The sequence below is a fragment of the Psychrilyobacter sp. genome (assembly GCF_049671765.1).
Classification (GTDB): domain Bacteria; phylum Fusobacteriota; class Fusobacteriia; order Fusobacteriales; family Fusobacteriaceae; genus Psychrilyobacter.
The window spans coordinates 1-12,421 of sequence record NZ_JBATVM010000232.1 but is presented as its reverse complement, the minus strand read 5'-3'; the positions used below and the strand labels follow the sequence as shown (position 1 = coordinate 12,421).

Below are 12,421 nucleotides of genomic sequence, written 5' to 3'. Positions count from 1 at the left end.
TATTGCTGCTGTTGTTGTTGTCTTTCCATGGTCTACATGACCTATTGTTCCGATATTTACATGTGGTTTACTTCTGTCAAATTGCTCTTTTGCCATTGTTAAAGCCTCCTAAAAATTTAATTTATTTTGAATTTATATTATGACCCCATGGCCTAATTCACTGTTTTAAAAAAAAAATCCACACCCTTCCCTTAAATATTTAGTTTAAGAAATTTGTGCAGTTTTAAAAAATGGTGGTTGGAGAAGGATTTGAACCTTCGAAGGCTGAGCCGGCAGATTTACAGTCTGCTCCCTTTGACCACTCGGGAATCCAACCACGAGTATTTTATACCTCTTCAGAGATACGATTAATTATATAAAATAATACAAATTTTGTCAATTATTTTTTTAAGATTTTATGTAGATTTGATCATTTTCAACAACTATTTTTATCTTTCCTTCTTTTTGTAGAATATTAAAATATTTAAATAGTTCTATTTCATTTCTTTGAAGTAACTCAACCATCTCATCGATACTATATTTTCTTTTATTAAGCATATTTAAAATTAATTCTTCTAGTTTGTCACTATATTTTGGGAGTTCTTCCCTAGAAGTATATTTTTTTATAATTTCCACAGATTTCAAACCAGAACTTATAAAATACTCCCTAATTTCAGACAATCTTTTTATAGAAGCTGGTTTTATTTCCTTTATAGCTCCAGGTCTAGCCAAAGTATTCAATTGAATTGTAGTTATTTTTTTATCTTTAAGATACTCTACAAAGTTTTCTAATTCCTCCACACTATCGTTTATCCCTTCCACTATAAAAATTTCTAGATATACATCTTTTTTAGTTGTAGATAAAAATTTAGTCATTCCCTCCAAGATGTTTTTAATCGATAAACCTTCGATAGGCCGATTCATCCTCTTAAATATATCTTCTGATACGGCATCTAAAGATGGTATGATTAGATCTGCTTCTTCTAATGATTCCCTAACATCTAAATCATTTAGTAAACTAGAATTAGTTATGACTGCTATTTTACCACTATATATTTTTCTTACTTTTTTAATTATTGTACCTAAATCTTTATTTAATGTTGGTTCCCCACTTCCTGAAAAAGTTATATAATCAGGAGTCAGATTTTGTAATACATCTTTAAGCTCCTCTACCAATTTATTTATATCTATATAACTATCCCTCATATTATAAAATTTAGTTGTAGACCCACATTCACAATAGATACAATTTAGATTACATGTTTTAGACATAACCAAATCTACTCCTAAAGAAACTCCTAATCTTCTAGAAGGTACTGGTCCAAATATATATTTATACACTTTTTTTCCTCCTTTTTACAGTTTCATTTTTCCTAATACCAATGAATATATAGTCGAAGCTAATTTCAATGGATTATGTCTTACCGTTTTATTTTCACTTATTTCTATCAATGGTTCTTGAATTATTTTAAGGGAATATTTTTTTAGATTTTCCAAATCTATCTTTATCTCCTTAACATCTTGTTCCTTATATTTTTTCAAAATATCATTTGGAATTTTTTTACTGTTTACTATGACAGAATTAAAAAACTCTTCTCCTACATGGGAATATATAGCCTTTATATGATCTCCTACACTATAACCTGCAGTCTCTCCAGGTTGTTCCATAGCATTGGATACATACATTTTATGAGCCTTTGATTTTAATATAGCATCCTTTATTTCCTCTATAATTAAATTTGGCATGATACTAGTATACAGACTCCCAATTCCTACTATGACCATATCGGCCTGTTCAATCGCTTCTATAGTTTCCCTAACTGCCTTGGGTTTCTTATCAAAATATACTCGCTTTATTTTTTTATTCACAGCTGGTATCTTAGATTCTCCCACAACTATCTGGCCATCTTCCATCTCTGCAATAAGGGTACAGCTACTAGACGTCGCCGGTAATACCGTTCCCTTTATATTTAACACTTCATTTAGTACCTTTATTCCATCAACTATATTTCCTTCAATATTTATCATGGCTGTCAGCATCAGATTACCTATTGGATGTCCAGCCAGATCACTAGTTCCACCAAATCTATAATTGAGGAGTTCCTCTCCCTTACTTTCAAATTCACTAAGTGCTATCATAACATTTCTTATATCACCTGGTGCTGGTATATTAAACTCTGTTCTTAATCTTCCAGAAGATCCCCCGTCATCTGCTACTGTAACTATAGCAGTGATATCTAATGGAAAATATTTTAACCCTCTCAACAAGTTAGAGAGACCAGTTCCACCACCTAACACTACTACCTTTGGTTTGTTTTTCATAAGTCACCTCTTTTTATTTAATCCATTATAAGTATAGCACAAGATTATTGTACTCTTATAACAAAATTAAATATAAAAACAAGAGGTAATTAAATTTTAGTTTAATCACCCCTTATTTTTATATTTTTGTTCTACTTTAATTTTTATATTATTTTAACTCTTCTAATAAACTTCTATTAGATTTAATCATTGTTTTAACCATTAATTTGTTGATAAATTGATACCATTTATAAGTCATACCTTCCATTCCTTTAACAGAATCTATTACCATTTTTTTTAAAAATTCTAGTTCATCAAAACTCATCTTGATCTCAGTTATAGCTTTTTTATTACATTCTGTTTTTAAATATGTTAAAAAATCTAAAACACCTTTCATTTGAGGATTATTTTCAGACCCCATTTGTTTTTGAATCTCTTCTACAAATTTACCTAAAAATTTTTTATTATGTTTAGACATTTTCACAGTGTATTTTCTCTTTCCTTTTCCTATTCTTTGCATAGCATTTTGGATTCCCATCATACCTGACATATTTTTCATTTGCATTCCATTCATATTTTGCCCCTTCATATTCCCTCCATTATTTCATCTTCCCTATTATTTTTTCTATATCTATTTGTGTGATGTTACCTTGACGTAATATCTTAGGAGCCCCTCTCATATCGATTATAGTTGATACTACTCCTTTAGGTGTTTCATTATCATCTATCACTATCTCTACTCTAGATTTTATCTTTTCACTGAGTTCAGCATATGACCTAGGGCTAGGTTCTCCTGATATATTGGCACTTGTAGTAGCCAATATTCCCCCACAGCTTTCTATGATTTTTATAGATATTTTATGATCCGGAATCCTCACTCCTACACTAGTACCATTAGATACCATGTTAGAAGGTATTATCCTCTTCTTATCCAAAATTATTGTTAAACCACCAGGCCAAAAAACTTTTATTAGCTTTTCTATTTTTTTTCTATTCATCTCATTTATGACAGCAACTTTTTTCACATATTTTTTGTCACTTAAAAGAGCTATCAAGGGAGATTTTTCATCTCTTTCCTTTACTTTATAAATCCTATCCAATGATTTTTTTTTCTCAATACTTGCCCCCAATCCATACACTGTATCGGTTGGGTAAATTATTAGGCTTCCATCAGCTACCATATTTGAAATTTCTTCATAATTTAAATTACTGCTTTCAAATAATTTTTTCATAACTACCTCTTTTTTTTATGACATTTATTTTATATTTTATCATATTTTATCATTTTCCTCAAGATAGAAAGAAAAAAGGAAGTCCAAAGACTCCCTTTTAAAATTATTTTGTTATTTCAAATAATTCACTGATTGATTTATGTTCGATTACTCTTTTTATTCCTTCAGCAAATAATTTATCTACTGATAAGATTTTAATTTTAGATATTTTCTTTTCTTCAGGTATTTCAATAGTGTCTGTGATTATAATTTTCTTAAGTGGTGATGCTTCTAATCTCTCCATCGCAGGTCCTGAGAATACTGCATGGGTACAACATGCATAAGAAGCTATTGCTCCCATATCCATAATAGCTTGCGCTCCATTAGTAATAGTTCCAGCAGTATCTATCATATCATCTATAAAGATAGCTGTTTTCCCTTCTACTTCTCCTATTATGTTCATAATTTCAGACATATTAGGTTTTGGTCTTCTTTTGTCTATGATTGCAATCTTACAATTTAACCATTTTGCTAGTTGTCTAGCTCTTTTTACCCCACCGATGTCTGGAGATACTACTACTACGTCATCTCCTTTTAATCCATGTTCAATAAAGTTTCTAGCTAAAAGGGGTAATGCCTTAAAATGGTCTACTGGTATATCAAAGAATCCTTGAATTTGGTTTGCGTGTAAATCCATAGTCATTATTCTTGTAGCTCCTGCTGTTGTAAGTAAATTAGCTACTAATTTAGATGTAATAGGTTCTCTTGGGCTTGCTTTTCTATCTTGTCTAGCATAACCATAATATGGCATAACTACACTGATTTCTCTTGCTGAAGCTCTTTTTAACGCATCAATAAATATTAATAATTCCATTATACTTTCGTTTACCGGTTCTGTTGTTGGTTGAATTATAAATACATGACAACCTCTAACAGTTTCATGGATCTTAGTAAGAACTTCTCCATCTGCAAATCTAAGTATTTCTGACTTCCCTAAAGGTACTCCTAAATGTTCTACAATTTTCTTTGCTAAACTAACATTTGACGATCCAGTAAAAATCTTTATATCCTTGGCATTCTTAATCATGGTTATTTAGTCCACTCCTTCTTAATATATTGTCTTCCTCTAGCCACTGCTAATGCTCTAGCAGGCACATCCTTAGTAATTACCGATCCTGCTCCTATTACTGCTGAATCTCCTATATTTATAGGCGCTACTAATTCAGTATCACTTCCAATAAATACATTTTTCCCTATTACCGTTTTATGTTTATTAACTCCATCATAGTTACAAGTTATGGTTCCTGCTCCTATATTGGTATTTTCACCTATTTCAGCATCTCCTAAATATGTTAAATGTCCAGCTTTAACGCCTTTTTCTAATGTACATTTTTTAGTTTCAACAAAGTTTCCTATATGTACCTCTTCCTTTAAGTGAGTCTTAGGTCTTAGATGTGCAAATGGCCCTATAGTTACTCTATCTTCTACTATTGATTCTTCTATTACTGAAGATTCTATCCTTACATTCTCGCCTATTTTAGAATCTACTATTCTAGTATTTCCTATGATCTCTGTATTTTCTCCAATAACAGTTTCTCCACAAATAACTGCTCCTGGATAAATAATTGTATCTCTACCTATTTTTACGCTGTCTTCCACATATGTAGTTTGTGGATCTATTAAAATTGCTCCTTCTTCCATAAGAGCTATATTTTTTCTCATTCTAAGTACTCTTTCTGCTTGAGCTAATTGAACTTTAGAGTTAACTCCTAAAATCTCCTCATTATCCTCTAAGATAAAACTTTCTACTACTTCTTTTTCCTCTACTTGAATCTTTATTACATCGGTTAAATAATATTCTCCTTGAGCATTGTTATTATCCATCTTAGATAGTGATTTAAATAACTTTTTACTATTAAAAATATATACCCCTGCATTTACTTCTTTTATCGCCTGTATCTCAAAATTAGCTTCTTTTTGCTCTACTATAGCTTTCACAAGACCATCTTTTTTTACTATCCTCCCATATCCAAATGGGTTTTCATAGACAGAGGTTAAAATAGTTGTAGCTGCCTTAGTAGCTATATGTTTATCATAAAGTTTTTTTAGTGTTTCTGACCTTAATAATGGTGTATCTCCACACACTACCATTACATCTCCATCATAACCTTTTAACACATCTTTTGCCATCATTACTGCATGACCTGTCCCTAACTGTTCCTTTTGAACAACATAGGTATTTTGCTCTCCTGCATTTTTCAAAACAATATCTTTTTTATGACCTAATACTAATATGTTTTTTTCTACCATTAATTCATCTAATATGTTAATTATTTTTTTTACCATGGGTACCCCATTTACTTTGTGAACAACCTTTGGTAAGTCAGAATTCATCCTCGTACCTTTACCTGCTGCTAATATAAGTGAAACTAATTTCATTCTTCCATCACCTCTCAGTTCAATACCTAGAAGTATAGCATATTCGTCAGAAATTTTCAATTCTTAAAGTCCTCTTTTCCTTTTCAATATTTTATTAAGAATACTCTATTTATAACCAAATAATAATATATTCATTCTCTCTTTTTTATAAATTCAAAGAAATATAAAATAAGTCAATGATGTTAGACCCAAACAATTACAATTCAATTTTTTATTTGTTCCAGAAATTTTATATTTATAAAAAAACTAATAATATTTTTATAACTCTCATTCACCAGTATAATTTCCAAAATAAAAAAGCCAACAAATTTCGTTGGCTTTTTTATTTTAGATTTTATGTTTTGGAAAATATTTAGTATGTAATAACTTATGAGCTTTATGACTCAATGGCTTTCCTAAATGATTTTCATAGATTGATTGTACAAATTTATTTTCATGAGATTTTCTCAGAATTTTGTTATCATCTATATTTTGAAGACCTTCTGCTCTCTTAGTAACTATACTGAAATCACCGTGATGGTAAGGTTGTCCACCTCCACCTACACAGCCACCTTTACATGCCATTATTTCTATCGCATGATAATTAGCTTCTCCTGCTCTTATCATATCTAACATTTTTCTAGCTTCTCCTAAACCATGAGCTATTCCAATATTAAGATCGAAGTCTCCTACCTTTACAGTAGCAGATCTGAATCCTTCAAACCCTCTTAAAGCGGTGAAATTAACATCTTCTAAAATTTCTCCAGTCATCCATTCATATGCAGTTCTAGTAGCAGCTTCGATTACCCCACCAGTTCTACCAAATATAACTCCAGCTCCTGTGTATTCTCCTAATGGATTATCTAATTCAGAATCCTCTAATATATTTAAGTCTATGTTCGCTTGCTTTAATAATTTAGCTAACTCTCTAGTCGAGATTGAATAATCTACATCTGGATTTCCATCTACTTTAAACTCATCTCTTCCAGCTTCATATTTTTTAGCTAAACATGGCATTACAGATACCACAATAAGATCTTCCCTTGCAATTCCCTCTTCTTTAGCCCATATTCCTTTAGCAATGGCACCAAATATTTGTTGAGGTGACCTAGCTGAAGATGGCACATCTAGCATATCTGGGTAGTTATGCTCGAAAAATTTTACCCATGCTGGACAGCAAGAAGTTAATAATGGTAATTTTACATCCTTGTCCCCCGCTAAGAATCTTTCTAATCTGTCTTTTAATTCAGAAGCTTCTTCCATTATAGTTACATCAGCAGCCCAGTTAGTATCAAATACTTGATCGAATCCTAATTGTCTAAGCCCTGTTATCATTTTACCTTCTACATTTATTCCTGGCTTTCCACCAAATTCTTCACCTAAAGCTACTCTTACAGCTGGTGCAACTTGAACTATTACTTTTTTCTTAGGATTTGCTAAGTCTTTAACTAACTTCCAAGTATGATCATTTTCATGCAGTGCTCCTACTGGACATACAGCTACACATTGACCACAATAAGTACATACACTATCTTCTAAGTTTTGTTCGAATGCTGGTCCAACTACTGAATTAAATCCTCTATTTATTCCTGACAATGCTCCTACAGTTTGCACATCATTACACATAGTTTCACATCTTCTACACATGATACATTTATCCATATCTCTTATTATAGAAGTTGAGTAGTCAGGTCTATAAGTTGACATTTCTCCTTCAAATCTTACTTCTCTTACACCTAATTGGACAGCTAAATCCTGTAACTCACACTCTCCATTTTTAGAACAAGATAAACAATCCTTTGGATGATCTGATAACAATAGTTCCATTATTGTTCTTCTTTTTTGCATTACATTCATTGTATTGGTTCTTACTACCATTCCTTCATGAACTGGTGTAGCACAAGAAGGTGCCAAGTTTCTTCTTCCTTCAACCTCTACAACACATATCCTACATGATGCACAATCATTTTTAAATCCATTGTCACCTATTTGCAGGTGACATAGGGTAGGAATAGAAATTCCTAATGATTCCGCAGCGGAAAGTATTGTTGCTCCCTTGGGAACTTCTATTGATTTACCATCTATGATAACATTTATTAATTCCATTGGTTTTTTACACACTCCCTTTTTTAGAATAGATACAAGACTCTATTCTTATTAATTTTGATTAACCTCTATCAATCGCTCCAAATTTACATTTATCATAACAAGCTCCACACTTAATACATTTTTCAGTGTCGATTACATGCATTTCTTTAACTTTTCCCGCAATACAACTAACTGGACATACTCTAGCACATGCTGTACATCCGATACATTTATCATTGATTGAATAAGTTAATAGATCTTCACATGATCCTGCTGGACATCTTTTGTCTACTATATGAGCTACATACTCATCCCAGAAATTATTTAGAGTAGAAAGGATAGGGTTAGGAGCAGTTTGACCTAGTCCACATAACGATGTATCCTTTATAGTTTCAGATAATTCTCTTAACAACTCAAGGTCTTCCATAGTTCCATTTCCTTTAGTTATTTTTTCTAGTATCTCTAATAATCTTTTATTTCCAATTCTACATGGTGTACATTTCCCACAAGATTCTTCTACTGTAAATTCTAAATAGAATTTAGATACAGCAACCATACAATCATCTTCATCTAATACGATCATTCCACCAGATCCCATCATTGATCCGATAGCTGTCAATGAATCAAAATCAATTTGAATATCTAAATCTTTTTCAGTAAGACATCCACCAGATGGTCCTCCTGTTTGAACAGCTTTAAATTTCTTTCCATTTCTGATTCCGCCACCAATCTCAAAAATCACCTCTCTAAGAGTAGTTCCCATAGGTACTTCTACTAAACCTACATTATTTATTTTTCCAGCCAAAGCAAATACCTTAGTTCCAGATGATTTTTCTGTTCCTATTGTTTTATACCATGCACCACCATTTAAGATGATCTCAGGGATATTAGCAAAAGTTTCAACGTTATTTACATTTGTTGGTTTCCCCCAATATCCAGATTCAGCTGGGAATGGAGGTTTTGAAGTAGGTTCCCCTCTTTCTCCTTCCATAGAGTGAATAAGTGCAGTTTCTTCTCCACATACAAACGCTCCAGCTCCATATTTAATTTCAATATCAAAATCAAATCCTGAATTTAAGATATTATTTCCTAGCATTCCATATTCTTTAGCCTGAGCCATTGCTTTTTTCAATCTATTTATAGCTAATGGATATTCTGCTCTTATATAAACTAATCCTTTGGTTGCACCAGTAGAGTACCCACATATTGTCATTGCTTCGATTACAGAATGTGCATCTCCTTCTAGGATAGATCTATCCATAAATGCTCCTGGATCTCCTTCATCTGCATTACATACTACATATTTTTGATCTGCATCATTATTTAATGCAAACTGCCACTTTAAACCTGTAGGGAATCCTCCTCCCCCTCTTCCACGGAGACCAGATAACTTCATTTCATCGATTACCTCTTGTTGAGTCATCTCTGTCAACACCTTACCTAATGCCTGGTATCCTCTATTTCCAAAATACTCATTGATATTTTCTGGATCTATTAATCCACAGTTTCTAAGAGCTATTCTTTGTTGTTTTTTATAAAATTCCATATGATCAGAATCTTCTATTCTTTTTTTCGTAACAGGATCTCGAAATAATAAAGTCTCTACTTTTTCACCTTTGATCAAGTCTTCATCTACTATTCTAGCTGCATCCTCAGGTTTTACTTCTACATAAAATGTATTATCAGGAACAACCTTTACTATCGGTCCTTTTTCACAAAATCCAAAACATCCTGTTTTGATTACCTGTATTTCTTCACTTAAACCTTTTTCTGCTAGTAAATTTTCTATATTTTCAGCTATTGCCCCACCTTTTGATGATAAACAGCCAGTCCCTCCACAAATTAGGACATGTTTCTTATAAGCCATCAATTTTACCTCCTAAAATTAGTGATTACATTTTTTCGTACCATTATTATCTACTAAAAACTTCTCTATTTCAGAAGTGTCTTTAAGGTATTTTTTTATTAGTCTAATAGCTTCTGCGGAATCCGTATTTCCAAAAACTACATTCCCTTTACCAGGAATAATAATTTCTAAACTTGGAAACTTTCCTCCATACCCTAAAAATTCTGTTTTATACAGAGCTATATTTTCTATATCTTCCACTTCAATCATATCAACTATCGATTTTATAACTAAGTCGGCATTTTTTATGGCACTTTCATCTTTTGATGATACTCCTACCTTTATCTTAATTACATCCTCTAAATCTTTTCATTTTTTTCTAAGTTTTATTAACTCTTCACATTCTTTTCCTTTTTTCAATAATTCTTCCATTGAAGTTATCTTTTTAGACATCTTTGATACCCCCATTTTAATTATATTTTGCTAAGATCCCATCGATATTACGGGCTTCATCTTTACCAAATACCTCTTCACCAACTAATACAACAGGTGCTAAACCACAAGCTCCTACGCATCTTAAAGCATCTATTGAATATAATCCATCTAGTGTTGTTTCCCCAGCTTTAATTCCTAATTTTTGTTCTAATTCTTTTAAAACTTTATCTGCTCCTCTTACAAAGCAAGCTGTTCCCATACAGACAGAGATAGGATACTTCCCCTTTGGAGTCATTGTAAAGAATGAATAAAAACTTACCACTCCGTATATTTTAGCCAAAGGCAGATCTAACCTATCCGCTACAAATTCTTGAATTTCCTTTGGAAGATATCCAAATATTTCTTGAGCCTTATGTAATACCGAGATTAGCGCTCCTTTTTTTTCAGGTAATCCAATTATAAATTCATCTAATTGGTTAAAACATTCTTGTTTTAGTGTGTTTTTACAAGACATTTTTACTCCTCCTTCTAATTATAAATCAATTACGTTAATCATAATTTTTAGTTATTAATTTCACTTTACAATGACATTATACCGTACTATTACTTCTTTGTTAAGCCTTTTTACGTGAAAGTGTTTGTATAAAAAACATTTTAGCCTATATTTAGACCATCAAACTAATTAATGATTAAGAAATGATATTCTAATACTTTAAAAAAAAATAATTTTATCATTTTAAATATCAATTTATGATCATTTTATTAAATTTTCGAAACAAAAGTTATCATTAATGTTATACCACTGTATTTTTAAAATCCCTTTTTCTTTTTCATTAAGTTCTAATTAAATTTAATTTCTAAGTTTTTTCCATAAACAAATAATATTCTGTATTCCCTAGTTGTTGTTTTCAATAAATTCTAATTTTCATCCTAATTTTTTTGTAAAAAAAAAGTCACTACAATTTAATGTAGTAACCCTTACTATTATTTCAAATTTTCATAAGCCTCATTTATTTGTTTAAATTTTGCTTCATACTTATTTCTTGTTACCTCATCTAAATTATTTGCTTTATCTGGATGATATTTCATCGCCATCCCTCTATAAGCTTTTTTTATTTCTTCTGGAGTTGAGTTCTTTTTTACTCCTAATTCAGCATAGTATTTATCCTTATCTACAACATACCCAGGGTGGCCTCCATTTGTTTGCCTCTGGTAGTTACCTCCTGATGCCTGTCTAAAAAAATCTTCAAAATCTTGTGCATTCCCTGAATTTTTATTTTTATAATAATATGTTCTTGTAGTTCTTTGAGGCTGATTTTTCCCAAATATCATCTTCAACACAATTAATATAATAATAACTGGTAAAAACGTAATAAAAGCTGATCCTAAAAAGAAAATTATAACTGAAACTATTGCTATTATCGGTAACGCCTTTAAAGTATTTTTTAACCCTGTAAATAGCAGTGATATAGCAGCTATAAACATTAATATATAAATCATTTTTTTATTCCTCCTAGAAGTCCAATAAGTTTCATAACTCAAAGATCTCATGACAAGTTCAAGTAAATAAACTTTATGTATATTCCTTTTTAATTATATTTCTTTTCCTATATTATAACTTAATAACACATTTAATATCTAGATATTATACCTTTATTTATAAAAAGTGTCAAATATATAAAAAAATCAGGAATAACTCCTGATTAAAAATTTATTTGGTGGAGATAAGCGGGGTCGAACCGCTGACCTCCGCAGTGCAAGTGCGGCGCTCTCCCAACTGAGCTATATCCCCAAATTGAGTTTAGCAAGTTCCTATCCTCCCAAGTGGCTGCCCCCTAAGTACTTTCGGCGTTTATGGACTTAACTTCTGGGTTCGAAATGTGACCAGGTGTATCCCCATAGCTATTCTTACCAAACATATGGCGCTTCTTGCAGGACTTGAACCTGCGACAACTCGATTAACAGTCGAGCGCTCTACCAACTGAGCTAAAGAAGCATTTTGAAAGACTTGGCAAGTTCCTATCCTCCCAAGGGGCTGCCCCCTAAGTACTTTCGGCGTTTACGGACTTAACTTCTGGGTTCGGAATGTGACCAGGTGTACCCCCGTAGCTTTTCTTACCAAGCTTTCTTTCTTATGAATATT

The 12,421-nt window shown here is 31.8% G+C and carries 12 protein-coding genes, 3 tRNA genes and 2 rRNA genes; all 17 read right to left on the bottom strand.

The annotated features are described in order from the left end of the window. A partial coding sequence (locus WBG30_RS11120) for a GTP-binding protein (protein ID WP_424504551.1) occupies positions 1-96 on the bottom strand: 96 nt, incomplete at its 3' end. 135 nt (positions 97-231) lie between these two features. Continuing rightward, a tRNA-Tyr gene (locus WBG30_RS11115) sits at positions 232-316 on the bottom strand. A 71-nt stretch (positions 317-387) separates the two neighbouring features. Beyond that, positions 388-1,320 (bottom strand): radical SAM protein, encoded by a 933-nt coding sequence (locus WBG30_RS11110; RefSeq protein WP_424504723.1) that lies wholly within the window; start codon positions 1,318-1,320, stop codon positions 388-390. A 15-nt stretch (positions 1,321-1,335) separates the two neighbouring features. Beyond that, a complete protein-coding gene (locus tag WBG30_RS11105; RefSeq protein ID WP_424504722.1) occupies positions 1,336-2,301 on the bottom strand; it encodes a gluconeogenesis factor YvcK family protein in 966 nt (321 codons plus the stop codon). A gap of 148 nt (positions 2,302-2,449) precedes the next feature. Continuing rightward, entirely contained in the window at positions 2,450-2,869 is a 420-nt protein-coding gene (locus WBG30_RS11100; protein WP_424504721.1) for a hypothetical protein, read from the bottom strand. A gap of 10 nt (positions 2,870-2,879) precedes the next feature. Then, a complete protein-coding gene (locus WBG30_RS11095) occupies positions 2,880-3,512 on the bottom strand; it encodes an L-threonylcarbamoyladenylate synthase (RefSeq protein WP_424504720.1) in 633 nt (210 codons plus the stop codon). A 103-nt stretch (positions 3,513-3,615) separates the two neighbouring features. After that, a complete protein-coding gene (locus WBG30_RS11090) occupies positions 3,616-4,578 on the bottom strand; it encodes a ribose-phosphate diphosphokinase (RefSeq protein ID WP_424504719.1) in 963 nt (320 codons plus the stop codon). A 2-nt stretch (positions 4,579-4,580) separates the two neighbouring features. Continuing rightward, positions 4,581-5,930, bottom strand: coding sequence for a bifunctional UDP-N-acetylglucosamine diphosphorylase/glucosamine-1-phosphate N-acetyltransferase GlmU (gene glmU / locus WBG30_RS11085; protein WP_424504724.1), 1,350 nt, complete (start codon positions 5,928-5,930; stop codon positions 4,581-4,583). A gap of 327 nt (positions 5,931-6,257) precedes the next feature. Then, complete coding sequence (locus WBG30_RS11080) at positions 6,258-8,015, bottom strand: NADH-dependent [FeFe] hydrogenase, group A6 (RefSeq protein WP_424504718.1); 1,758 nt, start codon at positions 8,013-8,015, stop codon at positions 6,258-6,260. 61 nt (positions 8,016-8,076) lie between these two features. Then, positions 8,077-9,864, bottom strand: a complete 1,788-nt coding sequence (locus WBG30_RS11075; protein WP_424504717.1) for an NADH-ubiquinone oxidoreductase-F iron-sulfur binding region domain-containing protein — start codon at positions 9,862-9,864, stop codon at positions 8,077-8,079. A gap of 18 nt (positions 9,865-9,882) precedes the next feature. Then, complete coding sequence (locus tag WBG30_RS11070; protein WP_424504716.1) at positions 9,883-10,113, bottom strand: hypothetical protein; 231 nt, start codon at positions 10,111-10,113, stop codon at positions 9,883-9,885. Positions 10,114-10,312: 199 nt separating this feature from the next. Then, positions 10,313-10,792 (bottom strand): NAD(P)H-dependent oxidoreductase subunit E, encoded by a 480-nt coding sequence (locus tag WBG30_RS11065; protein WP_424504715.1) that lies wholly within the window; start codon positions 10,790-10,792, stop codon positions 10,313-10,315. 470 nt (positions 10,793-11,262) lie between these two features. After that, positions 11,263-11,778 (bottom strand): J domain-containing protein, encoded by a 516-nt coding sequence (locus WBG30_RS11060; protein ID WP_424504714.1) that lies wholly within the window; start codon positions 11,776-11,778, stop codon positions 11,263-11,265. Positions 11,779-11,994: 216 nt separating this feature from the next. Beyond that, positions 11,995-12,070, bottom strand: a tRNA-Ala gene (locus WBG30_RS11055). A 7-nt stretch (positions 12,071-12,077) separates the two neighbouring features. After that, positions 12,078-12,194, bottom strand: a 5S ribosomal RNA gene (gene rrf / locus WBG30_RS11050). A 4-nt stretch (positions 12,195-12,198) separates the two neighbouring features. After that, positions 12,199-12,274: transfer RNA gene (locus WBG30_RS11045), tRNA-Asn, on the bottom strand. Positions 12,275-12,284: 10 nt separating this feature from the next. Then, positions 12,285-12,401 (bottom strand): 5S ribosomal RNA (rrf, locus tag WBG30_RS11040). Positions 12,402-12,421 lie beyond the last annotated feature (20 nt).